The 23,776-nt window shown below is 32.5% G+C and carries 20 protein-coding genes; 9 read left to right on the top strand and 11 right to left on the bottom strand.

Annotation, left to right across the window (positions count from 1 at the left end):
• Nucleotides 1-57 precede the first annotated feature (57 nt).
• The 5 genes from WAF17_RS09065 to WAF17_RS09045 all read right to left on the bottom strand — a co-directional run bounded on the left by WAF17_RS09065 (nt 58) and on the right by WAF17_RS09045 (nt 6,479).
• Nucleotides 58-2,187, bottom strand: coding sequence for a penicillin-binding protein (locus tag WAF17_RS09065; RefSeq protein ID WP_338769042.1), 2,130 nt, complete (start codon nt 2,185-2,187; stop codon nt 58-60).
• A 93-nt stretch (nt 2,188-2,280) separates the two neighbouring features.
• A complete protein-coding gene (locus tag WAF17_RS09060) occupies nt 2,281-2,652 on the bottom strand; it encodes an FtsL-like putative cell division protein (protein WP_338769041.1) in 372 nt (123 codons plus the stop codon).
• Between the two features lie 48 nt (nt 2,653-2,700).
• Nucleotides 2,701-3,117, bottom strand: a complete 417-nt coding sequence (locus tag WAF17_RS09055; RefSeq protein WP_338769040.1) for a hypothetical protein — start codon at nt 3,115-3,117, stop codon at nt 2,701-2,703.
• Between the two features lie 35 nt (nt 3,118-3,152).
• Nucleotides 3,153-3,641, bottom strand: coding sequence for a hypothetical protein (locus WAF17_RS09050; RefSeq protein WP_338769037.1), 489 nt, complete (start codon nt 3,639-3,641; stop codon nt 3,153-3,155).
• Nucleotides 3,642-3,755: 114 nt separating this feature from the next.
• A complete protein-coding gene (locus tag WAF17_RS09045; RefSeq protein ID WP_338769035.1) occupies nt 3,756-6,479 on the bottom strand; it encodes a M1 family metallopeptidase in 2,724 nt (907 codons plus the stop codon).
• Nucleotides 6,480-6,967: 488 nt separating this feature from the next.
• On the opposite strand from WAF17_RS09045, the gene WAF17_RS09040 reads away from it, so the two are divergent.
• Nucleotides 6,968-7,255 (top strand): hypothetical protein, encoded by a 288-nt coding sequence (locus tag WAF17_RS09040; protein ID WP_338769033.1) that lies wholly within the window; start codon nt 6,968-6,970, stop codon nt 7,253-7,255.
• 65 nt (nt 7,256-7,320) lie between these two features.
• Here WAF17_RS09040 and nspC read toward each other — a convergent pair whose 3' ends face one another.
• The 3 genes from nspC to recN form a co-directional block, all read right to left on the bottom strand.
• Nucleotides 7,321-8,490, bottom strand: coding sequence for a carboxynorspermidine decarboxylase (gene nspC / locus WAF17_RS09035; protein WP_338769032.1), 1,170 nt, complete (start codon nt 8,488-8,490; stop codon nt 7,321-7,323).
• A gap of 97 nt (nt 8,491-8,587) precedes the next feature.
• The gene (locus tag WAF17_RS09030) at nt 8,588-9,100 is read right to left on the bottom strand and encodes a hypothetical protein (RefSeq protein WP_338769030.1); all 513 of its coding nucleotides are present in this window, start codon (nt 9,098-9,100) and stop codon (nt 8,588-8,590) included.
• Nucleotides 9,101-9,144: 44 nt separating this feature from the next.
• Nucleotides 9,145-10,800, bottom strand: coding sequence for a DNA repair protein RecN (recN, locus tag WAF17_RS09025; RefSeq protein WP_338769027.1), 1,656 nt, complete (start codon nt 10,798-10,800; stop codon nt 9,145-9,147).
• A gap of 202 nt (nt 10,801-11,002) precedes the next feature.
• Between recN and WAF17_RS09020 the strand changes: the two genes are divergently transcribed.
• Nucleotides 11,003-12,718, top strand: coding sequence for an iron ABC transporter permease (locus WAF17_RS09020; RefSeq protein ID WP_338769025.1), 1,716 nt, complete (start codon nt 11,003-11,005; stop codon nt 12,716-12,718).
• 21 nt (nt 12,719-12,739) lie between these two features.
• On the top strand, nt 12,740-13,543 hold the full coding sequence (gene murQ, locus WAF17_RS09015; protein ID WP_338769023.1) for an N-acetylmuramic acid 6-phosphate etherase: 804 nt from the start codon (nt 12,740-12,742) through the stop codon (nt 13,541-13,543).
• Between the two features lie 44 nt (nt 13,544-13,587).
• Here the strand turns inward: murQ and WAF17_RS09010 are convergent, their stop codons facing one another.
• Together WAF17_RS09010 and fsa are read right to left on the bottom strand one after the other, a co-directional pair.
• On the bottom strand, nt 13,588-14,367 hold the full coding sequence (locus WAF17_RS09010; protein ID WP_338769020.1) for a shikimate dehydrogenase: 780 nt from the start codon (nt 14,365-14,367) through the stop codon (nt 13,588-13,590).
• A gap of 91 nt (nt 14,368-14,458) precedes the next feature.
• A complete protein-coding gene (fsa, locus tag WAF17_RS09005) occupies nt 14,459-15,115 on the bottom strand; it encodes a fructose-6-phosphate aldolase (protein WP_338769017.1) in 657 nt (218 codons plus the stop codon).
• Nucleotides 15,116-15,368: 253 nt separating this feature from the next.
• Here fsa and WAF17_RS09000 point away from each other — a divergent pair, with 253 nt between their 5' ends.
• From WAF17_RS09000 to WAF17_RS08985, 4 genes are all read left to right on the top strand, one after another.
• Nucleotides 15,369-15,794 carry a transcriptional repressor gene (locus WAF17_RS09000; RefSeq protein WP_338769014.1) on the top strand — a complete coding sequence of 142 codons (426 nt, stop codon included), beginning with the start codon at nt 15,369-15,371 and terminating at the stop codon, nt 15,792-15,794.
• A gap of 276 nt (nt 15,795-16,070) precedes the next feature.
• Entirely contained in the window at nt 16,071-16,835 is a 765-nt protein-coding gene (locus WAF17_RS08995; protein WP_338769012.1) for a hypothetical protein, read from the top strand.
• Nucleotides 16,836-17,043: 208 nt separating this feature from the next.
• Nucleotides 17,044-17,349: a DUF4286 family protein gene (locus WAF17_RS08990; RefSeq protein WP_338769010.1), complete on the top strand. Its 306-nt coding sequence runs from the start codon at nt 17,044-17,046 to the stop codon at nt 17,347-17,349.
• A gap of 70 nt (nt 17,350-17,419) precedes the next feature.
• On the top strand, nt 17,420-18,694 hold the full coding sequence (locus tag WAF17_RS08985) for a DUF1015 domain-containing protein (RefSeq protein WP_338769008.1): 1,275 nt from the start codon (nt 17,420-17,422) through the stop codon (nt 18,692-18,694).
• Between the two features lie 82 nt (nt 18,695-18,776).
• Here WAF17_RS08985 and WAF17_RS08980 read toward each other — a convergent pair whose 3' ends face one another.
• The gene (locus WAF17_RS08980; RefSeq protein ID WP_338769006.1) at nt 18,777-19,496 is read right to left on the bottom strand and encodes a hypothetical protein; all 720 of its coding nucleotides are present in this window, start codon (nt 19,494-19,496) and stop codon (nt 18,777-18,779) included.
• A 354-nt stretch (nt 19,497-19,850) separates the two neighbouring features.
• Between WAF17_RS08980 and WAF17_RS08975 the strand changes: the two genes are divergently transcribed.
• Nucleotides 19,851-22,853: a glycoside hydrolase family 3 N-terminal domain-containing protein gene (locus WAF17_RS08975; protein ID WP_338769003.1), complete on the top strand. Its 3,003-nt coding sequence runs from the start codon at nt 19,851-19,853 to the stop codon at nt 22,851-22,853.
• A 27-nt stretch (nt 22,854-22,880) separates the two neighbouring features.
• Entirely contained in the window at nt 22,881-23,675 is a 795-nt protein-coding gene (locus tag WAF17_RS08970; protein WP_338769000.1) for a hypothetical protein, read from the top strand.
• The last annotated feature ends 101 nt before the right edge of the window (nt 23,676-23,776 follow it).

The raw sequence follows: 23,776 nt of genomic DNA, 5'->3' as shown, positions 1-23,776 counted from the left end.
ATACAATAAACCTAATATTTATTCTCTACTTCCTATTTTCTAAATCCTACTTCTCACTTACTCCTTCAACTTCAAATAAATAGTTTTTCCTTTCTGAATTGCTACTCCCGGATTTAAAGATTGTGATATAATTCTTCCTTTTCCTTCAAAGGCTACTTTCATTCCTAAGTTTTCCAACAAATAAAGGGCATCACGGAGGCGCATTCCACGCACATCAGGAACAAGACTCTCGGCAGCTTGATTGTCTATCCACATAACTGTATCAGTAGCAACTTTGGTTTTTACCCATTGTTGTGCTGTTTGTGTTTCTGTTTTGATGCCTAATTGTGAACACACCAAATCCAAATCTGGGCGATAACCAGCACGAATAAATGGCAAACGCATTTTCAAACTATCGATTGATGTTGGCTCAACTTCTGAAAGTGGCTTGTGTAAATAACGCTGATACACCACATCTGAAACTCTACGAAAAACTGGGGCAGCTACTTCAGAAGCATAACGCTTGTCTGTTTTTGGGTCATCAATAATTACAATACAAGAGTATTTTGGATTATCGGCAGGAAAATAACCAGCAAAAGAGGTGTAGTGGTCTTCGGTATATTCTCCATTTCTGACCTTTTCGGCAGTTCCTGTTTTCCCTGCAATTTGATAAGTTTTGGTATCTATTTTTTTGGCAGTTCCGTTTTCTACTGCACCACGAAGCATCGTCTGTAAAATCTTGACTGTCTTTTCTGAAATAGTTTGATTATTCAAAACTTTCGCATCAAAGCTTTTTAGTGTTTTTCCTGCTTGACGGGTTTGGCTTACGATAATAGGTTCAACCATTACGCCGTTATTAGCCACTGTATTATAGAATGAAAGCGTTTGGAGAGGAGATAATTTAAGCTCATAACCAATAGACATCCAAGGCAATGTACTTCCACTCCATGAAGAATCAGAAGGAGATTTTATATATGGTTGTGCTTCTCCTGCCATTTGAAAACCTAACGGACGAGAAAGACCAAATTTTTTGAGATATTCATAATACTTTTCAGGATTTTTACGGAAATATTTCCACACCAAAAGCGACATTCCAACATTGGACGATTTTTCAAAAATCTCTTGCACACTCAACTTTCCAAGTGCAGAAACATCACGCATAATTGCATCGTCGTAATATTTATGAACTCCATCGCCTGTCTGTACGCTATCTTCTAATGAAATCGGAATTTCTTCATCTTCAAAAAGAGCAGCCATAGACATCAGCTTAAATGTTGATCCTGGTTCGGCAAGTCCCATATCTCCGACAGCATAATTATTGTTTTCTACGTACGAACCGTTTGAGTTGATTCCTAAATTTACAAGTGCTTTTATTTCTCCTGTTGCTACTTCCATCAAAATAATTGAACCATATTCTGCCTTGTATTGACGAAGATAGTTTTGTAAAATCTGATGAACAGTATCTTGCAGATTTATATCAATTGTAGTCTGAATATCAATCCCTGGTTTGGGTCTGACTTGCGACATATCATCAACGGGTTTCCAAAAACCACCTGCAATGAGTTCGTAAAGTGCTTCTCCTGCAACGCCTTGCAGTTCGCTATTAAAGCTATATTCCAAACCTCTACCATTTAGAGATTGTGTAGAGTCTTCTTCGGTTACAAAGCCTATTGTACGTCTTGCAAGGTCATTAAAAGGTAAAAAACGCTGATCGACTTGTTCGTAAATTGCACCTCCTTTGTTTCTTCCTTCTCTAAAAATGGGAAATTGAGATAGTTTTTTATACTTTTCATGGCTAATAAGTTCTTTACTGAGAATATGGTATTTTCTGTTGTTCTTACGGTCTTCTCGTAGAAGATTTACATAATAACTAGGTTCTCTTTTCTCTTCAAAAAAGTTAGATAAGAGCATACCTAAAGAATCAATTCCACTTTCAAAAATACTGCTGTCTGCAACTGTTGGGTCAATAGCAACACGATAGAAAGGCAAAGACGTAGCCAAAAGACTTCCATCATCTGCTAAAATGCTTCCTCTAGTGGGTTGTACATCACGCATCTCTACGCCTCTTGCTTTGCTGCTCCAGCGTTCGCCTTCTACAATCTGAATGTTCATCATTTTATAAACAATCACTAAAGCAACCAATGCAACCACCAAAAAGGCGATTCGGACACGAGCGAGTATATATTTTCTTATTCCTGTTTTTGCCATGAATCAATTACGGATTACGTTAAATTAATTACGGATTACGGCTACTAGACTTAAAACAGGAATAGTATTTTATCGTAATTCGTAATCGAAATTTCATTCTGATATTCTTACTAATGGTTTTTCTCTTTCTTTTAAGCCTAATCGTTCAGCTTTTTTTGCTACTATTTGTCTTCTACTATCATACACATAACGAGTTTGCAACGCATGATAATCAATTTGATATTCTTCTACTTCTTGACGAAGCTGTGTAACTTCTCTTACTACCCGTTCTGTATAATGACGATTTGCAATATAGATAATTCCGAAAAAAGAAACATACAAAACATAAGGCATAATTCTGAATAAAAAATCTTGGTCGATGGTAAAATCCCATTCAGCTAGATTTCTCCAAAAACCTCGTTTTGTAGGAATTTTGATTTCTTTTTCTTCTTCAATATGTTTGAATGTATTTTGAATTTTTGCCATAGTTTTTTCAGTTACCAGTAAACAGTTATCAGTCACCAGTGTAATAAGTTATTTAATAGATTCAAGTTTTTGGTAAAATACATTTAAGGTTAGTAAACAGATAAAAATTATAGACAGATAAACTATAAAAAACCATTCATCTAACTCTTCAAAAGTTAAAACCCATTTCCAAGCTCTTTCGCCTCCTGTGATTGATGTAAAGCCTACAAAAGAGCTTACTCCAAAAATCAACAAAATAATATTTAAAACTCTAAATTTTATACTTTTATTTTTAGATAATAACATCCACAAACCAAAATATCCAGCAATTCCACCTAAAAAACACATAATTATTGGTAAATTATCGTTTCTAAACTCTATTAGTTCTTTTATTAGAAAAAATAAAGAGGGAAATAGAAGTAATGTTGCAAAGGCAATAGCTGAAATAGCTCCTATTATTCTCAATGTATCTTGAATTTGTTTCATATCATAAATTTAGAATGAAATTAACTGGTAACTACTTACTCCTCACTGGTAACTGAACTCCCACAGCCTTCAAACATTTGATTATCATACAAGAAAAAAGTGTGGTATTCATATTCCTTGTCTGACATTCCATCCGAACAGCCACACCCTTGGGTTTTCTTCACAACTAGTTGAGATTGTTTTCCATCTTGGTCTTCCAAAAAATAAGTATGATGTGATTCTATTAATCTTCCTTCGGCTTCTTTTGGTTCTACATATTTGAAAGTTATAGAATCTAATCCATATTTTGAAAATAAGATTCCACTTTTACGAACTTCGGCACTCCAAAAAGGTTCCGTTCCGAAACTTTTAAATAAGACTTTGTCTGTTCCTATTTCTATAGGCTCGTCTTTAGTTTCTGTTTTTTCCATCTGATTTGTTTCTGTATTTGTAGAGACAGAATCATCTGTACTTGCGTGGCTCTTTGAAGGCGAATTGCAAGAAAAACAGGTAAATAAGATAAATATAGGAATGATGAATTTCATAGTTTTTGAATAAATAAGAATACTTTTTTGAACCACAAAGTTAAGAGAGTTTAAAGGGAAATATAATTTCAAATGAAATTAACTGGTAACTGATTGCTGCTCACTGATAACTGACTAAAACCCTAGAGCTTGTTGAAATTCGGCTACTCTTCGGTCTTTTTCATTAGTTCTGACTTCATCCATTTTCTGTTCGATTTCTAGTTCAAGTTTTGTTTCTTCATCAAGAGCATTTTTCAAAACACTAAGTGCTTGATAGGTATCTTTACGAGTTTGAACAAATGAATTTGTTTTGGCTTGATACACTAAATACTCAATTCCTTTTTTCTGAATTTCTTTAGGTTGATTGATGAGATATTGCGTAAAATGATTGAGGAAATAGCTCATTTCTGTTCCTGAAATTCTATTCAAGTTATTTATATACCAATCATATTTTCCTTCTACACCTAGAAGTGAATAAAATTCTCCCAACCCATAAACGACATGACGCTCTTCAATAGTTTCTAAAGGCTCTACTGTTGGGAGAGCTTCTGCACCATAAGCATTCATCAGAGAATACATTGTATTACTAATCACAAAATATGAAGAATCTTTTAATGTCTGTTTCCATAGCATTGGGAAAGCTCCATATTGAGAAATTATATCAATAGCAGAGGCACGAGTTAGGTTATCTTTATCGTTAGTTGCCATATCTTTTAATAGAGCTTCAAGTTTTTTGCTTTTTGTTTCATATTCTATGCTGTCATAAGCTCCCAAATTCATTAAATTTTCAGCATTATATTCTCCCAACGAGCGAATAGCTTGTGTTCTGTATGAAGAAAATTCATTAGTTGTAGCTACTTCCATTAATAAATTAAATGTAGTGTCATTTGTTACCGAACCTGCCAAATTATATAAAGCTGTTATTTTTGGAATATAATTTTCATAATATTTTGCTTGTAAACGCCATTCTTGTGCTGTTTTTTCGTCTTGATTTTTTTGAGCTAAAAGATAACCAGAAGGGTCAAAGACTACTAGTTCAGGTTTTGTAGTTTTGCTTTCTGTTTTGAATTCAAAAATCTGTTCTGCTTTGTCTAGTGTGAATTTATGTCTTGTAGCTTTTCCATTTTCCCAAATATCAACCTCCAAAGGCAGACGATAAATAGGAGAGTAACGTAAATCTTGTGTTTGAGAAACAGTCATTTTGAGTGTTCCATCTTGGTAATTTTGTTCAATATTTAGTTCTGGATGTCCTGCTTCCATAAACCATTGATTAAAAAACCAAGTTAAATCCATTCCTGTAACTTCTTCTGCAATCAATCTCAAATTATCTAGCTCTACTGCCTTAAAAGCATTTGCTTTTATATACTTTTGAAGTGTAACTTGAAATGCTTCATCTCCAATATGATAACGCAACATATTCAAAACGACCGAACCTTTTGAGTAAGAGTGAGAATCAAACATATCATCTTCACTAGTATAAAAATAACGAATAATAGGCTCTCTTTTGGCTTGTGATTCTCTGAAATAACTTGATTTTGAGTTGGCAATATTTTTATCAGCTTCTTTTTTTCCTTTGCTATGCTCCAACCAAAGATATTCTCCATAATCTGCAAAAGATTCGTTCATAGCAAGGTTTGCCCAAGATTCGGCAGTCATCAAATCTCCAAACCATTGATGAAAAAGTTCATGAGAAATAATTCCTTCCCAGTCGTGATCTTGAATAGAACGTTTATCTACTAAAAGTCCTTCCATAAAAACAGAAGCACTTGTATTCTCCATTGCCCCAGAAGTATAATCACGAACAATAATTTGAGCGTATTTTTCCCAAGGATAAGGATAATCTAAATATGTAGAGTAAAACTCCATCATTTCAGGCGTTTTACCAAAAACATCTTTTGCATACGGAGCGTGCCATTTTTCGGTATAATAATACAAAGGAATATCTTTCCATTTATCTTCAATAACAGCAAATTCTCCCACTGCAACCATTGTCAAGTAAGGAGCATGAGGTTTTTCCATTTTCCAATAATCAGTGCGTGTTCCGTCTTCATTTTTCTGAGAAGAGACAAGCCTTCCATTCGAAAGCGTTTGTAAAGAATCAGCTACTGTAATGAAAACTTCTTGTGTTCCTCTAAAATTTGATGCTTCAAAAGTTGGAAACCACATAGAATTATTTGAAGTTTCGCCTTGTGTCCAAATTTGTCTTGGTTTTCCTTTTGTTTTGCTTTCTGGATTGATAAAGAAAAAACCTTCTTCTTCAATATCTGAAAGAACACTATTTGTCCAAATGGCTTCGTTTGGTTTGGCGATGTAATTTATTTCTACTGTTATTTTTTCTTCTCTTGTATATTCTCTATCCAAACGAACAGTCAGCCATTTTCCATCATAATCCCAACGTAAAGGCTTTGTAGTTTGGTTTTTAGAGCTTCCTGCCAGTAGCTTTATAGATTCGATGGCTAATCCTTTTGCATCTAAATCAATTTTGTTTTGATTATAAAAATGGGGTTGAACAGTCAGAGTAGCTGTTGAATATACCCATTGTTTTTCCCAATCTGGGGTAATACTGAGTTTTGTATGAATTAAATCAAATTCTTTTGTTTTGGTAGCATGATAACTCCCTTTTTTTGGTTTCCATATTGGTTCTGGAATGTCTTTTTTAAATTGATTTTCAGATTCTTCTATCGGAACAAGAAATTCATTGGCTGTATTTGTTGTGTCTTTTACTGTTGTATTGTCTCCTGTTTGTTGTGTAGGCTTACAGGAAGACACAAAAAGTGAAGTAGAAAACAGAAAAAGGACTGCAAAAAATGTAGGCAAAAAAGAAGAAGAACGTAATGTCTTTGGTAATGAGTTATTCATACTGAAGGGAGATTTTTATAAAATTTTATACAACTTACAAAAAAACTCAATTTTAATGAATAAAAAAAGTATAAAAGTTTGAATTACTCAAAATCTATAGGTAAACTTCAAAGTTCAGAGTTTACTCTTTATCAAAAAAAGCCTTAATATGCTTTTATTACTTTTAAAACAATCAAGCATATTTAGTTTATATTACAAAATCGTGCAAAATACTAATAATTAGAGTGTTTTGATTCGTAATTTATAATTTTTTGATTACTTATATAGGAAGAAAAAAGCTATTAGATTAAAAATATTTGATGTAATTTAATTCCATAATAAAAGTTTTTTTTGTACATAATAGAAAATATACTACCTTCGTGCGTTGAAGAAATTAATTCTTCTAAAAAATCAAAAATCTTATTTATTTTACTAGGCTTTTGATTAATCATATTACTACTTATAAAATAGTAATGTATTATTAAATATTATAAAAATTTATATTCAATATGAAATTAGTTAAAGATTTTTCTAGAGTGGCTTTAGTAGTTACATTAGCATGTTCATTTGCCCTTACTTCTTGTAAAAAAGACGAAGAAGATGCTGCTCCTACTTGTACTGAAATCAAAGCTAGGTTAGAGGCTGCTCAAAATGATGAGGATGAGTCTGTTGCAGCCTGTGAAGAATTCTTAGCAGCAGCACAAGCTGGTATTGATTCTGATTGTTATACAGATGAAGAAAAAGCAGAGCTTCAACTTGCAGTAAGTCTTATTCAAGGTTTTGGTGGTTGTCAATAATCACTTCCAAATTTTTACAAAAAGACATTCTAAGAGCTTAGAATGTCTTTTTTTATTCAATTAAATCAAGAAAGCTTATTCTTAAACATCTCATAGCCAATTTCTCTAACTAACTGAAATTCATTACTTTCTTTCCAAATTCCGATACTAGGATGTGGAACTCCGTTAAAAGTAGAAGTTTTGACCATTGTGTAATGAATCATATCATCAAAAACGATTTTATCATTGATTTTTAGTTCGTTTTCAAAGGCATAATCTCCCATTCCAATAAAATCTCCTGCTAAACAAGTAGAGCCTCCAAAACGATAAACGTGTTTTCCTTCACTCTTCGAACTCGTTGTAGCATCTTCTGAATTCCAAATTTTAGGCTTGTATGGCATTTCTAGGCAGTCTGGCATGTGAGCCGTAAAAGAAACATCTAAAATAGCGACATCAATTCCTCTGCTATCCATTACATCTTGAACCGAAGCCACCAAATAACCTGTTTGCCAACCGACAGCTTCCCCTGGTTCTAGGATAACTTGAACATTATATTTTTCTTTTATTCTATTGAGTAGTTTTATTAAAAGCTCTACATCATAATCTTTTCTAGTGATATGATGTCCACCTCCCATATTGAGCCATTTTGCTTGGTGCAAAAGATGCCCAAATTTTTCTTCTACATGAATAAGTGTGCGCTCCAACGTATCCGAACCTTGTTCGCAAAGCGTATGAAAATGTAATCCTTCAATTCCTTCTGGAAGATTTTCGCCTATTTTATCAAAGGTAAGTCCGAAGCGAGACCCTGGAACACAAGGATTGTATAAATCGGTTTCTACTTCTGAATATTCTGGGTTAATACGCAGACCTGTTGATATTTTTTTACCTGTTTTGGCTTCATTTTGCGCTAATTTATTCTTAAAACGCTCATATTGTGAAAGCGAATTGAAACTAATATGATTTACATACGTCATAATTTCGTCAAATTCTTTTTCGGTATAAGCTGGTGCATAGGCGTGAACTTCCTGTCCAAATTCCTCAAAAGCCAAACGAGCCTCATAAAGTGAACTAGACGTACAGCCATGTAAATACTGGCGCACCAAAGGAAATGTACTAAACATCGAAAAGCCTTTTAAAGCACAAATAATATGCGCCCCTGTGCGTTTCTGTACACTATCCAAAATTTCTAAGTTTCGGCGAAGAAGACGTTCTTCCAAAACAAAACAAGGCGAAGGAATTTGAGAAATATCTATCATTACAGTTTATATATTTTAAAATTGTCTGACACCTATGAAAGCGTCTGACAATGCTAGATTTTATTTTTTCTGTAAAGTTAGTTTTATTTGAAATAGTTTAAAAAGAAATAGGGATTTCTTTCAATTCAACTTTTAAATTCTCATAATAAGGTGGCTTTGAATTTAGACCATAAAATATATTATCAGATTCTATTATCCATATTTGTAAATAGTGTCCATTTTCAAATTCTAATTTACAACCACTTTGAATTAATCCATTATCATATTCTGTTGAAAGTAATTCAATAAAACATTTTTTAATTTTCCCTAATTCTAGCAATTGTTTACTACTCAGATACTCTTTTATCTTCCACTCATATTGATTGTCAAAATCAGTTTTGAAATTTGTTTTATCTATAAACTCACCCAATTGAATATGTAAAGACTTGGCATTTTGGTTACAGTCAAAAGTTAATTCTTGTCCATTACTAAATTCAAGTTTTAATGTGCCTAATGATTCTTCATCTAATTTACCTTCAAAAAAATATTGCTCTTGAAAAGCAGATTCAATTTTTAACCCAATTAAAGATTGTAAATGATTTAAGTTTCTTGTATATATTTTTTTGGTCATTTTAGCTTAGATTTTAATAACAGACTAGGAAGTCTATTATACATTTACTTCACTTGCAAAAGCTCCTTTGCGCTATTATACGTACTTGTACTTGGCGTAGAACCTCCAATCATTTGAGCAATTTCTTTTACTCTTTCATCATTTGAAAGTTTTTTGATTCTTGAGACAGTGCGTTCTGCTGAATTGTCTTTATAAATGAAATAATGAGAACTTCCTTGAGAAGCAACTTGTGGCAAATGGCTAATAATCAGAATTTGGTGTGTCTTGGACATATCTTGAATAATTTTACCCATTTTAAGAGCAATTTCTCCAGAAATACCAGTATCAATTTCATCAAAAACAAGTGTAGGAAGCGAAATGTGTTTTGCCAAACGGTACTTTATACACAACATCAAACGAGAAAACTCTCCACCAGAAGCAACATCTTTTAGAGGTTGTGGTGAAATTCCTTTATTTGCAGAAAACCAAAATTCTACCAAATCAGCACCTGATGGACTAAGAGGAATAGGCGTGATTTCAATCTGAAAACGAGCATTTGGCATTCCTAATTCACCCAAAAGGTAATTTATTTCATTTTGCGTTTCTTCTACAACAGATTTTCTTTGTTCTGTAAGTTGGTTTGCTAAGTCTGATAAATAGGCTTTGCTTCGTGCAATTTCTTCTTTTAAGTCTTTCAAATCATCATCAAAATTCTCTACTTTTCGTACTTTATCAGAAATTTCATCACGAATAACTATCAATTCTTCGCTACTTTGTACATTGTGTTTGGTTTCTAAGTGGTATAAGGCACTCAAAATCTGTTTTACAACTCCTGCTGTTTCTTCGTCGGTTACAAGTTCTTCTGATTCGCTTTCGATTTCCTTTGCAATGTCTTGAATTTCTATCATTGCACTATTCAGACGATTATAAAGTGCTTCAAAAGAAGTTGAAAAAGACTGCGTTTTGGAAAGTGCATGAACAGCTTCTCTCAAAATGTTTTCAGCCGAATATTCTTCATCTGATAAAGAATTGAAGGCAATAGACATTTGAGTTCGGATAAAATCTACATTTTCTAATCGTTCTAATTCTTGCTCTAATTCTTCTTTATTTATTTTTTCTAAATCTGCTTTTTCCAATTCTTCTAAAAGGTGCATATTATAATCGTACTCTTTTCGAAGACGAATTTCTTCATTTTTTAGCTCTTCATATTTCTTAATGATTTTCCTATATTGACGATATTCTTGTCCATAAATTTCTAAAAGTGTCTTTGTGTTGGCATACAAATCCAAGACATCTCTTTGATAATCATTCGAAAAAAGCTGCATCGTATCATGCTGGGCGTGAATATCCATCAAACGAACAGAAATTTTCTTCAAAGAATCCAAAGGCACAGGCATATCATTAATAAAAGCCCTTGAACGACCATTTGGCGCAATTTGCCTACGGATAATGCAAGTAGTATCGTATTCTATATCTTCTTTCTCAAAAACTTTTTGAAGGTTATAATTCGAAATATCAAAAGTTCCTTCGATGACACATTTTCCGTCTGGATTGAGAAGCACTTTTGTATCTGCTCGGTTTCCTGCTAAAAGTCCTAATGCACCACGCAAAATAGATTTTCCTGCACCTGTTTCGCCTGTGATAACATTTAGGTTGAAGTCAGGCTGAATTTCTAAATGTTCTATCAATGCGTAATTATCGATAAGCAAATGTTTGAGCATAGTATTTTTTATTAAACTTATCATTTGTGGGGTACAAACAACAGCTAGTTTTGGAAAGATTCTTTTTGCTAAAATACAAAATTTTGAATTTAATTTGACAAACAAAATAAAGAAGTTTAGAATGCTTCGTAATAGTTCTTTATCTTTGCAAAGTAAATTATTATGCTCACAAAATTAGCAAAAAGTATTGAATTTTATCTAAATGTCTAAAATAAAATCGATTTTTTCTTCTTTCTTGTCTTATTTTTTAGTAATTGGGCTACTTTTGGTGTGGAGTATGCCGATTTTATATCTTTTTACAGCCTTTGATGGAGAAAGTAGTACAGCTTGGAATCACATTGCTAAAAATCTTTTGGCAGATTATGCTTTGGGTTCATTGAAAATGCTTTTTGGTGTGAGTTTGGGAGTTCTTTTTTTTGGTGTTCCGACGGCTTGGCTCGTTTCTACAACGGATTTTTTTGGACGCAAATTTTTTGAGTGGTCTTTAGTTTTACCCCTTGCCATTCCTGCTTATATTTTGGCTTATACTTATGCTGCCACACTTTCATATACAGGTGGAGTAGGAATTTTTTTGAGAGAAAACAATTTACCTTCTGTACAAATTATGTCAGATTTTGGAGGGATTTTTATTTTGTCTTTGGCTTTGTATCCGTATGTGTATGCAGTTAGCCGAACGGCATTTTCAAACCAACTAGGAAGTGTTTGGGAGGCTTCTAAGATGTTGGGTAAATCTTCTTTTCAGACTTTTTTTAAGATTGTATTGCCACTTGCACGTCCGTTTATTTTTGGTGGACTTTTACTTGTAATGATGGAGGTTTTGAACGAATATGGAACATTCAAATATTATGGAATACAGACTTTTACGACAGGAATTTTTAGTGCTTGGGCAAAATTTGGTGATGTAAAAGCTGCTTTACGATTGGCATTGTGTCTTTTGGGGATAATTATTTTTTTAGTGATTTTGGAAAAAAATCAGCGTGGTAGAATGGCTTTTTCAGATGATAAAAATACGGCTCAAATGCCACGAAAAAAACTTGGCTTTTTACAGCAAATTTTAGCTTTTTGTTTCTGTGGTCTGATTTTTTGCTTTGCTTTTGCTTTTCCTGTTTTACAACTTATTTTTTGGACAATAAAAGAGTTTCAAGACAAAGGAACAGGCGAAGTTCTGAATAAAGAGATTTATAACTTAGCTTCTCATACTGTTACTTTGGCTTTTTTGAGTGCTTTTGTGGTGGTAGTTATTGCTATTTTATTAGGACTTTCTCAAAAACGAATTAATAGTTTGAGTGTCGTTGGTGGGAATACCAAAAATGACAAAGGTTTTAAATTTAATTCCATCAAAAATTATCCGTTTTCATTACTCTTTCAAAAATCTATTAGTCGAATAGTTACAATGGGTTATGCCGTTCCAGGGGCTGTGATTGCCGTGGGAGTTCTAGGTGTTTTTCTTTGGATTGATAAAAAACTGTATTCTTTTTTATTAGATAATTTTGATATAAAAATCGGTTTAGTTGTTTCTGGAACTGTTGTTTCTTTGATTTATGCATATTCGGTTCGTTTTTTGGCTGTTGGTTCTCAACCCATTGAAAGTCAGTTAATCAAGATTGGAAACTCATTAGAATCTGCTTCAAGAATGTTAGGCAAAAATTCTACGCAGACATTTTTTAAGATAACTTTGCCACTTCTTCGCCCAGCTATGCTAACGGCTTTGCTTTTGGTTTTTGTGGATGTGAGTAAAGAATTACCTCTGACACTTATTTTGCGCCCTTTTAATTACGATACTTTAGCAACTAAAGCGTATGAACTTGCTGACCAAGAATTTGTAGCTCAGTCTGCTCTACCTGCACTTCTAATTATTCTGATAAGTGTCTTACCTGCTATTTTGCTTTCTCAAATAAGTAAAGAATACAAAAAATAATCACTTCAATTTAAAACTAATATGACCACTACCGAATCTAATTCTCTATATTCCGACTTAGAAAAAATGCCTGTCAAAGAATTATTAACTAATATCAATGCAGAAGACCAAAAAGTTGCCTTTGCTATTAAAAAAGTAATTCAAGATATAGAAAAATTAGTAACAGAAATTGTAAAACGAATGAAAGCTGGAGGAAGGCTATTTTATATTGGTGCAGGTACAAGTGGACGGTTAGGAATTGTTGATGCTTCTGAATGTCCTCCTACTTTTGGGGTTTCTCACGATTTAGTTGTTGGGCTGATCGCTGGTGGAGACGCTGCCATTAGAAAAGCTGTAGAGTTTGCCGAAGATGATAAAAAACAGGCTTGGAAAGATTTATCAGAATATAACCCTACCAAAAATGATACACTTATCGGAATCGCAGCTTCAGGCAGAACGCCTTATGTAATTGGAGGATTAGAAAAAGCAAATCAAAATGGACTTTTGACAGGCTGTATTGTCTGTAATGCAGGTTCAGAAGTAGCAAAGGCAAGTCAGCTTCCTATTGAAGTAATTGTGGGAGCAGAGTTTGTAACAGGAAGTACACGCATGAAGGCAGGAACAGCCCAAAAATTAGTTTTGAATATGATTTCTACTTCAGTAATGATACAGCTTGGCAGAGTAAAAGGAAATAAAATGGTGGATATGCAGCTTTCTAACCAAAAACTAATCGAAAGAGGGACACGCTTTCTTAGAGAAGAATTAGAAATTTCAGAAGAAAAAGCGAAAGAGTTATTATTGAAGTATGGAAGTGTGAGAGAGGTTTTAAATAAATTTAGAAGTTAGATTTTAGAAATTAGAATTAAATGCTATTGCCCAAATCCCAAACCCTATTTTCTAATCTCCCAAATGTCAGCAGCAGCTTCAGCTTGTCCGTGTAACATTTCTAAACCATGGATTATTTTTGCTCCTTTTTCTTTTCCTTTTTTCAAAAAAGCAGTTTCTTTTGGATTATAAACCAAATCGTATAGAAAATAACTCTCATCAATTTTTGAATAATTTTCATCAGAAAGAGGAGGAAAAGTATCAATGTTTGGATACATTCCCAAAGGTGTTGTATTGATAATTAATTTGTAATTGGCAACATCAATTTCTGAATAAGGAAGAATTTTATAATGAGCATTATCTTGAATTTCTTTTATCGAAGAAGAGGCAAAATCAAACGTAATATTCAAATCATCTAAGGCAACTTTTACGGCTTGAGCTGCTCCACCTGTTCCCAAAATCAAGGCTTTTTCTTTGAAGCCAACATTTGGTTTTAAGTTCAAAAAAGCTTCTAAGCTATTCTTAAACCCAATATAATCTGTATTGTAGCCTGTCTTTGTTCCATCTTTTTCTATTTTGATAGTATTTACTGCACCAATTTTCTCTGCTGTTGGGGCAAGTTTATCCAAAAACGGAATTATAGATTTTTTATAAGGAATGGTTACATTAAGTCCCCTCAAACTAGGGTTTTCTTTGATTAAAATTTCAAAATCTTCTATTTTTTTTAGCTCAAAAAGCTCATAAACATAACCGTCTTTTGCAGAAAGATTCAGTCTTTGAAATTTCTCTGTAAAATATTTTTTAGAAAAAGAATGAGAAAGTTTTTTGCCAATGAGTCCAAACATAAATTTTAGTGATTAATGATTAGTTATAAGTGATTAATGGAAAGTCATTTTCTAGTTAATCACTAACCATTAATCACTAATAATTGCTTTTTTAAAGATTCAAACTCTTAGCATCTTCCAAGAATTTTGCTAATCCTTTGTCTGTAAGTGGGTGATTGAGAAGCCCCATAATTACATTTGAAGGACACGTAACTACATCAGCACCAACTTCTGCACATTGCAAAAGGTGCATTGTATGACGAACCGAAGCTGCTAAAATTTCTGTATCAAATCCATAATTTCCAAAAATATCTACTAGTTGTTCGATAAGCTCCATTCCGTCAGAACCAACATCATCTAAACGACCAATGAAAGGAGAAACATAAGTTGCACCTGCTTTTGCTGCCAAAATAGCTTGTCCAGCCGAAAAAATGAGCGTACAGTTAGTACGTATTCCCTTATCTGAAAAATATTTGATGGCACGAACACCGTCTTTTATCATCGGAACTTTCACTACAATTTTAGGGTCAATCTCGGCAAGTTCTTCGCCTTCTCTAATAATATCTTTGTAGTCTGTACCAATAACTTCAGCACTTACATTATCATCTACAATATCACAAATAGCCTTGTAATGACTATAAATAGCATCTTTTCCTGTAATTCCTACCTTTGCCATAAGCGAAGGATTAGTGGTTACACCATCTAAAATTCCTAAATCTTGGCATTCTTTAATGTCTTGAAGGTTGGCTGTATCTACGAAAAATTTCATGTTACTTGATTAAAAAAGTGAATGTTTTTTGATTTTTATTGCAATTCTTATTCAAAAACTAAATCTAATGTATTTCGTTTTATTAAAATCAGAATTGCTTAACCTGTTTATTCTACAAAGATGCGTTTTTTCTATCAAAAAGCCTTTTCTTATTGCAAGAAAATAACTTGACCTTATGTATTTTTGTGATATTTCTGTTATTAATTATTATATGTTTCTAGTCCTTCAATCCTGACTTCCAAACTTTACCTTTATGCACAATTTCCCTCCACCTACTGAATTTCTGAAAAAGCATGACCTTCGCAAAACGCCTTGTCGAATGGCTATCTTAGAATCATTTTTGAATACTCAAACAGCTCTTTCGCATCAAAATATTGAAGAGTTTGTAGGAGAAGAGTTTGATAGAGTTACTATTTACCGAACGCTTACAGCCTTTGAAGAAAAAGGAATTTTGCATAAAGTTCCTGATATGAGTGGGCAGACAAAATATGCACTCTGTGAAAGCAACTGTGAGGAGCATCAACACAAAGAAAATCACGTTCATTTTAAGTGTCAGAAATGCGAAAATGTATATTGCTTATCTCAAATTCAATTACCTGATTTACATTTACCACAGGGTTATAAAGTAGAAGAAGCCGAATTTTTATTAAGTGGAACGTGTGAGAAGTGTAATTTTTAGATAAAAAAGAGACAAAGATAAGCACAAGTATTTTTTTTGTAAATACGTTGTTATGAGAGATAAATTCTATTTTATTTCGGTAAAGTTTTGGTTTATTTCGATAAACGTATTCTTTTTTACGGTAAAATGTAAATTTTTTGTTATCTTTAAGTAGTTTGATATACTACTTGGTAAGTAATATCGTTAGTAAGATAAATGGTTTGAATGTGGTAAAATACAAATCAAAATTATTCAAACTAAAAAACTCTGAAAAGAATATTTAAAAGACCTTTAATCATGAAACAATTTTTTACTTATACATTTTACGCTAAGAAAATAGTTCGCTTTCTGTTATTTTTTCTTGTTCTTTTGGTGGCAATGCCTATTATCGAAACACCAAAGGTGGAGGCACAAACAACAAAGACAGGAAATTTTTTTACTAGAAGATTTAAAAGAAAAAATAAATTTCGAAGAAAGTCTAAAAACAGTACGGCTTTTCAGCGCAAACCTTTCAGTTGTGATGAGATAGGAAAAACAAAAGTAAAACAGATAAAAGTATCAAAAAAACAGTTGCGTAGATGGGAAGAAGAGCGTATGGTAAAAGCAGAGCAACAAAGATTGAAAGAGGAAAGACAAGCAAAAAACAACGCAAAAACACAAGAAGAAGATGTAGTGCTTTCTGCTTCCTCAAAAAATGATATAGAAGAAATAGCCAACTCAAAAAGTAATACAGAAAAAACAGAGACAAAAGTTGAAAAAGAAGAAGATAAAACGGAGGTTGTAGGCTGGTATTCTTCTGAAAAACCAACTACTCCAAGAATATCTCCTATCAAAATTGGTCAAAAAAATGAAATAGCAATTCAGAAAAATAAAGAAGAATTAGAAATTGCTGCTAAATATTCAAGATTGGGACATACAATTTTTTTAGAAAGCACAAGTGAAAAACAATTAGAAGTGGTTAAGAATTATTTACTTTCTATTGGAGCAGAAGAAGAAGCTATCAAAACGAAAAAATCTCAAAGAGCTAATGGAGATGAGGTAAATATTAAAATAGAGAAATAAAGATTTTTTAGCGAAGTTAAATCTGTAAATATCCTTTCATTGAATAGAAATGAAAGGATATTTTTTATTCTCATCACTTGGTATTTTAGCGAATGTTACACCAATAACTGATGAAAATTATAATACTGTTTTCATTCAATAATTAAGTTCAGAAATGAGTACCTTTGTTTTTTTATAAAAGTACAAACATTATAACGAGCTTTTTGAGATGATTTTATACAATGTTACCGTCAATGTAGAAGATGCCATTCATGATAATTGGATTAAATGGATGAAAGAAGAACATATTCCAGATGTGATGAAGACAGGAATGTTTAGTGAAAACAAGATATTAAAACTGCTTTCTAAGCTTCCAGAAGAAGAGGGAACAACGTATGCTGTTCAATATTTTTGTCAGTCGTTAGAAGATTTGGAAAAATATCAACAAGAATTTGCACCTAAATTACAACAAGACCACCTAAAGAAATTTGGAAATAAAGTAATTGCTTTTCGTACTATTTTAGAAGTGGTGTAATTCTATTTTTAATTTATTTCTATATTTCATTAATTCTCAACTTCTGAAATCTAATTTCATAATTCAACCTATGGCAGAAATTCATCCTTTTCGTGCTTGGAGATATAACCCTTCTCTTACTAATCAGATTCAAGATTTTACTTCTCCTCTTTTTGATGTAGTTTCTCAAAAACAGCGAGACAAACTCTATCAAAACCCTCTTAATAGTATTCATTTATCAGTTCCTTTAGGAAAAACACCAGCAGATGATGCCAAAAAAACACTTGAAAAGTGGATAGCAGATGGCATAATTCAGCAAGATGAAAAACCAACGATTTATGTTTATTATCAATACTTTTCGCTTCCCTCACGTATTTCTAAAAAAAGAGAATATTGTCGAAAAGGTTTTGTTACGCTCATAAAAGCATATGATTGGAAAGAAAATATTATTCTTAGACACGAAAATACCATTCCTGCTGCTGTAAATGATAGGATAGAATTGCTAGAAAAAACAGGCTTAAATGTTAGTCCGACCCACGGATTATATGGAGATAATAAGTTTGAGCTAGAAAAATATATGGACGAAGCCATCAAAAATCCTATTTATGAAACAGAAGATTATCAAGGTGTAAGAGAAGTTTTTGCTAAAATAGATGAACCTAAAATAGTAGAAAAATTTATACAAAATTTAGAAGACAAGACAATTATTTTAGCAGATGGTCATCATAGATATGAGAGTTCTATGGTATATCGTCAGAGGTGTAAAGAAAATAACCCAAATCATACAGGAGATGAACTTTATAATTTTCATTTGATGTATTTGACTAATTCAAACTCCAATGACTTACGTATTTTGCCTACACACAGGCTTCTGACAGATTTAGAAATTGATGAAGAACAAGTTTTGAAAAAATTAGAAGAAGATTTTGAAGTGAAGCAGGTAGAAAATGCTTCTGATTTGAATGAAATGATTTGGGGTAAAAAATGGGTTTTTGGACTTATTTTTTCAGAAACAGCTTACAAAATTCGTTTAAAACCTGAAAAGTGGGAAAGTCTAGCTTGGAAATTTCCTGATGCTGTCAAGAATCTTGACCTTACTGTTCTTCATTATTTTTTCATTGAGAAAATAATAGGAATAAAAGGAAGAGACCAGCGCAAAAGCACAGCGATTCAGTTTGAAAGAAATTTTACAGAATGCGTAACCAAAGTTATAAAAGGAGAAGCTTCTTTAGCTCTCATTACTAATGCTGTTACGATGCCAGAAGTAAAAGAAGTGTGTAAATCTGGCTTTACAATGCCACAAAAATCTACTTACTTTTATCCAAAGGCAATTTGTGGGTTTTGCTTTGCAAACGTAGAAGACTAAGTTGTAAAAAATAAGGCAATAAAAAAACGTCATTCTATTTTTAATAAAATGACGTTTTGTATTTCTTTAGTGATTAAAAAAATTACTCATTAGCATCTACTTTAAAGGTAGTTTCGATGTTTCCATCTGCCATAATTTCGTACATTCTACCTTCTGTTTTGGATTGTACAAGTTCTCCGTCTTTATCTTCATATTCCAAACAAGTAAATTTATTTTCTTCATTTAGTTCACACACTTGTTTACGAGCCTGCTGTTTTCCATTATTTCCAGCAGTAATATCATAATATACATTTTGGTGATCAATTGGGTTTCCATACTCATCAAAAGTAACTATTTTGGCATATTCATAAATGTTTCCATCTTTTGCATAAAATACTAGAGCGTGAACACCTTTAGGCGTTCCTCCTAATTTACCAATCAAATGAAGCTCTGCATTTGGCTCTTCTGGTGTTATAAAAATGTGCTCTCCATTCTGATTTATAATATCAAAGTATTTATTAAACATATCTACAGATACTTCCATTGGAGTCATCTTTTCTGCGTTCTCAATACGCAGAGGAGAGCTTATTTTAGTTACTTTATTATTTACAAAATAATTAAAATCATACGACGGACGACCATATGTATAGAGCATATCACCTCTTGTATCTAGTGCAGGATCATATACGTTATCAGCATCTACTGTCACAACAGCATCTACATCTTTATATGGGTTTTCATTACGTTGTGCATTTGCATCTAAGGAGATTCCACAAAATAAAATAGAGGCAACGGCTAATGAAGAGAAAATTGAAGTTTTCATATTAAGTTAAAAAAATTAAGGTTAAAAAATAGTTTATTATTGATATAACTGTTTATAGTTATTACCAATAAACGTCTGTAATTCTAATTTATTAACAAACAAATTGTCTTAGTGTTTGAAAAAAAGTAACTTTCTGAAAAAACAAAATCCTCATTAACTAACCAATAATTTATAGTTACTTACAATTTTTCTTTCAAGTTCTAATAGATTTATCTACTTTTATTTCGGAATAATTATTGAATTATTTTTACTTAATTAATTTCCTTTATTTCCTCTCTATTTTCAACCAGCAATTACTTATTTCTTTTGTCTTTTAGTGAAAATTATAAGTGATAAAACCATTCAAAAATAATAATGATAAAAAATAATTTTAAAGTCAAAGTTTCTATTCTTACAGGGTTTTTAGTTTCTTTTTTTATAGTTCCTCTTGTTGCACAAAACACCACAAGCACACAAACAATTGCCAAAGCAGTAGCAGAAGAAAAGCAGCGAATAGACCAAATAAAATGGCAAAAACAAGAAAAATGGGTTAATCAAGAACTCTCTAAGTTGGATTTAGAACAGAAAATAGCACAGCTTTTTATGATTGCTGCTTACTCTAATAGAAATGAAAGTCATTATAAGGAAATTGATAATTTTATCACAAAATACAAGATTGGTGGACTGATATTTTTTCAAGGAACGCCACAAAAACAAGCTGAACTTACCAACCGTTATCAAGCAAAAGCAAATATTCCTCTCTTGATTGCAATGGATGCCGAATGGGGATTAGGAATGCGCCTAAAAAATACAATCAGTTATCCTCGTCAGATGGTTTTGGGAGCAATGAATGATTCACTTGCCGTTTATGATTTGGGAAAAGAAGTGGCTCGTCAGTGTTTGCGCTTAGGTGTTCATGTCAATTTTGCGCCAGTTATTGATGTTAATAGCAACCCAAAAAACCCTGTTATCGGTACTCGCTCTTTTGGAGAAAATAAATATAGAGTTGCCAAAAATGGAATCGCTTATACCAACGGAATGCAAGACGGAGGAATCATAGCAACTGCCAAACATTTCCCCGGTCATGGTGACACAGATTCAGATTCACATTATACACTTCCACAACTTACGCACGACAAAAAACGCCTTTCTGAACTTGAATTATATCCTTTCAAACGTCTTTTTGCTGATTCTGTTTTGTCAGTAATGGTGGCACATCTGAATGTTCCTGCGTATGATAGTACAGAAAATATTCCCACAACGCTTTCAAAAAATGTAGTTACAGATTTACTCAAAGAAGAATTAGGTTTTGATGGTTTGATTTTTACTGATGCTATGAATATGAAAGGTTTATCAGCTAATTTTACACCAGATGAAGGAAACGTACAAGCTATTTTAGCAGGAAATGATGTATTACTTTATCCTGCAAGTATTCCAAAAGGAATTGCACTTATTAAAAAGGCAGTAGAAGAAGGAAAAATATCAGAGGCAGAAATTGAAGAACGAGTAAAAAAAGTATTGAGAGCAAAATATTTTGTAGGCTTAAACGATTTCAAACCAATAGAATTAAAAGGACTGGATGAAGATTTGAATAATGCAAAGGCAAATGTTTTGAATGAAAAACTACATCAAAAAGCCGTTACAATTGTCAGAAATGAAAACAACTTAATTCCTTTTCAAAAGTTAGATACGCTTTCTTTTGGCTGTGTTGTAATAAATGAAAAAGAGGGAAATGCCTTTCAAAAAATGCTTTCTAATTATGCATCTTTTGAGCATGTTATTATTCCTTCTGTTTCTACTTCTGCCTTATCATCTGCAAAAGCAAAATTATCTAACAAAAATACGATTATTGTAGGTGTTTTTGGTGTCAATCAGTTTTCTGTTAGTAAGACCTTTGGGATTTCGGCAGCAACGCAAAAATTTGTCAAAGAATTACAAGATGTAGGTAAAAATGTTGTTGTTGTAGATTTTGGTCACGCTTATAGTTTAGAAAAATTTGAAGACCAAAAGCACCTTGTAGCTGCTTATGTAGAAAATGAAACTATGCAAAAAGCTGTTCCACAAGTTTTGTTTGGTGCAGTTAAGACACAAGCTCGTGTTCCAGTTTCGGCAGGAGAAAAGATAAAAGAAGGTGATGGATTTACAACCAAAGAGCTAGAAAGGTTAAGGTATTCAGATTATCCAGAAGGAAGTGGAATGAACTCTGAATACATGAATCATAGAATTGATTGGTTAGCAAATGAAGCAATAAAATATAAAGCAACCCCTGGTTGTCAGGTTGTTGTTATAAAAGATTCAACGGTTGTTTTTCAAAAATCGTATGGACATTTTAAGTATGATAAAAAGCAAAAAGTAGAAAATGAATCTATTTATGATTTGGCTTCTCTGACGAAAATATTAGCGACTGCTCCTGCGATGATAAAGCTTGTAAATGAAAAGAAAATTGATTTAGATGTTCCTATTTCTACTTATCTGACTGAATTAGACAGTACGGAGCAGGGAAGGGTTACGGCTCGTCAGATTCTGATGCACAGAGGAGGATATACAAGCAACATGCCTGGTTGGTTTGAAACTTTTTCAGAAGAAGAGAATTATGCAAAATTTTATAACAACCATTGTGATGAAGAATATTGCGAAGAAATCACATCAAATTTATATGCAAAAGCTGGTATAAAGGATAGTATGTGGCATTGGGTAGTAGATTCTCCTATGAGAAACAAACGTGCCGACGGTTCGTACAGTTATAGATATAGTGATAGAGGTTTTTATATACTCAATCAGTTAGTAGCAAGGGTTTCAGGTACTTCATTGGATTACTTGGTAGAAAATAGTTTTTATAATCCATTAGGTCTCTCAACAGCAAGTTATCATCCACTTTATAAGCATAACCCAAGTCAGATTGTACCTAGCTCAGTAGATAATCTCTTTCGCAAAGATGAGGTACGTGGTATTGTTCATGATTATTCAACAGCTATTTTGGGAGGAGTGAGTGGACACGCAGGAATATTTGCTAATGCTAATGATGTAGCTATTTTGATGCAAACTTTCCTTCAAGGTGGAAATTATGGAGGTGTTCAATACTTTGATAAAAAAGTAGTTGATGAGTTTACTAAAAGGCAAATAAACGGAGGAAGAAGAGGTTTAGGCTTTGATAAATCAGTAAAAGGCAAGAAAATCCCTGCTACTATTTATGCTTCTGAAAATACTTTTGGACATACAGGTTTTACAGGAACGGCTGCTTGGGCAGACGCAGACAAAGGAATCGTTTTTATATTTTTATCTAACCGAACTTATCCAGATGAGACCAACAAGAAATTAATAAGAAAAGGAACTCGTACACGTATGTTAGAGGTTGTTTTTCAGTCAGTTATCGAATAGTAGTTTTCTATCAAAAAAGTATATATCATGAAAAAGTATTTTACTCTAAAATTTAGTGTTTCATTATTTCTTTTATCACTAATTTTTTCTTGTACTAATCAAACTGTTACTTCAGAAAAAGTTTCTAATATTGATACTACAAAAAGTACAGTTGTTGAAACAGATATTAATACAGACCCAAAAGGTGTTTTTAGTTGGCATTATGGGTTGTGTGATTACAAGGGAACTTATGATACTACAAAATACAAAAGAGAGGAAATTAAAAACTTGTTTGATATTAGTACAATGGGAGTAATTTTACAAACTCCTGTTACAGTTTCTGATTATGAAAAAATTAATACTTTGAGTTTAGGAGATTTAGATAAAGAACACAATGAAAAAACAGCATATCTTTGGTCAGTAAAAATTCCAATTAAATATATGACTATACAGAGGAGAAAAATAGAAGAGCTAGAAATAGAATATCGTTTCAAGAAGAGAGCTATTGAGGCTTATCAAAATCCAAAAGTATTGGAATATTCTCCATTGGATTGTCAAAAATATGCTGATGCTATTATAGCACAAAATGAAAATACAGTACAAGTATGTAGAGAAATGATAGAAGAAAGAGTAAGAAGTGGGTCTTATCCACAGTCTTCATTAGATAATTTTGAACAAGATGCTAAAACACCTCAAGCTATAGAATATGCAACTACGCAACTCTTAACTTATGGTTGGTGGAATTGTGTCAATTCAGTCATTCAAAATGATGAGAATGAAAAGTTTTATAATCAATTTGAATCTTTATTTGAGGATGTTACAGAAGAATGTGATGAGTCTTAATAATCTTAGAATTAATTGCTTAAAAAAAAACCATTTCCAAACTAATTTTCTTAGTTTAGAAATGGTTTTTTGCTATAAAAAAAGTCTCTGAATTTAATCCT

The organism is Bernardetia sp. ABR2-2B (assembly GCF_037126435.1).
In the GTDB taxonomy this organism is placed as follows: Bacteria; Bacteroidota; Bacteroidia; order Cytophagales; family Bernardetiaceae; genus Bernardetia.
The sequence above is the reverse complement of the archived record's forward strand: the minus strand, read 5'-3'. Positions and strand labels throughout refer to the sequence as shown.

Excerpts from the sequence above, each read along its gene's own strand:
- WAF17_RS09040 (WP_338769033.1), top strand. The coding sequence starts at position 6,968 with ATGAAATTAGTTAAAGATTTTTCTAGAGTGGCTTTAGTAGTTACATTA.
- WAF17_RS08990 (WP_338769010.1), top strand. The coding sequence starts at position 17,044 with ATGATTTTATACAATGTTACCGTCAATGTAGAAGATGCCATTCATGAT.
- WAF17_RS09010 (WP_338769020.1), bottom strand. The coding sequence starts at position 14,367 with ATGTTTGGACTCATTGGCAAAAAACTTTCTCATTCTTTTTCTAAAAAA.
- WAF17_RS09065 (WP_338769042.1), bottom strand. The coding sequence starts at position 2,187 with ATGGCAAAAACAGGAATAAGAAAATATATACTCGCTCGTGTCCGAATC.
- WAF17_RS09000 (WP_338769014.1), top strand. The coding sequence starts at position 15,369 with ATGCACAATTTCCCTCCACCTACTGAATTTCTGAAAAAGCATGACCTT.
- WAF17_RS08970 (WP_338769000.1), top strand. The coding sequence starts at position 22,881 with ATGAAAAAGTATTTTACTCTAAAATTTAGTGTTTCATTATTTCTTTTA.
- WAF17_RS08975 (WP_338769003.1), top strand. The coding sequence starts at position 19,851 with ATGATAAAAAATAATTTTAAAGTCAAAGTTTCTATTCTTACAGGGTTT.
- murQ (WP_338769023.1), top strand. The coding sequence starts at position 12,740 with ATGACCACTACCGAATCTAATTCTCTATATTCCGACTTAGAAAAAATG.
- fsa (WP_338769017.1), bottom strand. The coding sequence starts at position 15,115 with ATGAAATTTTTCGTAGATACAGCCAACCTTCAAGACATTAAAGAATGC.
- WAF17_RS09045 (WP_338769035.1), bottom strand. The coding sequence starts at position 6,479 with ATGAATAACTCATTACCAAAGACATTACGTTCTTCTTCTTTTTTGCCT.
- WAF17_RS08995 (WP_338769012.1), top strand. The coding sequence starts at position 16,071 with ATGAAACAATTTTTTACTTATACATTTTACGCTAAGAAAATAGTTCGC.
- WAF17_RS09055 (WP_338769040.1), bottom strand. The coding sequence starts at position 3,117 with ATGAAACAAATTCAAGATACATTGAGAATAATAGGAGCTATTTCAGCT.
- WAF17_RS09030 (WP_338769030.1), bottom strand. The coding sequence starts at position 9,100 with ATGACCAAAAAAATATATACAAGAAACTTAAATCATTTACAATCTTTA.
- WAF17_RS08980 (WP_338769006.1), bottom strand. The coding sequence starts at position 19,496 with ATGAAAACTTCAATTTTCTCTTCATTAGCCGTTGCCTCTATTTTATTT.
- WAF17_RS08985 (WP_338769008.1), top strand. The coding sequence starts at position 17,420 with ATGGCAGAAATTCATCCTTTTCGTGCTTGGAGATATAACCCTTCTCTT.
- WAF17_RS09060 (WP_338769041.1), bottom strand. The coding sequence starts at position 2,652 with ATGGCAAAAATTCAAAATACATTCAAACATATTGAAGAAGAAAAAGAA.
- nspC (WP_338769032.1), bottom strand. The coding sequence starts at position 8,490 with ATGATAGATATTTCTCAAATTCCTTCGCCTTGTTTTGTTTTGGAAGAA.
- WAF17_RS09020 (WP_338769025.1), top strand. The coding sequence starts at position 11,003 with ATGTCTAAAATAAAATCGATTTTTTCTTCTTTCTTGTCTTATTTTTTA.
- WAF17_RS09050 (WP_338769037.1), bottom strand. The coding sequence starts at position 3,641 with ATGAAATTCATCATTCCTATATTTATCTTATTTACCTGTTTTTCTTGC.
- recN (WP_338769027.1), bottom strand. The coding sequence starts at position 10,800 with ATGCTCAAACATTTGCTTATCGATAATTACGCATTGATAGAACATTTA.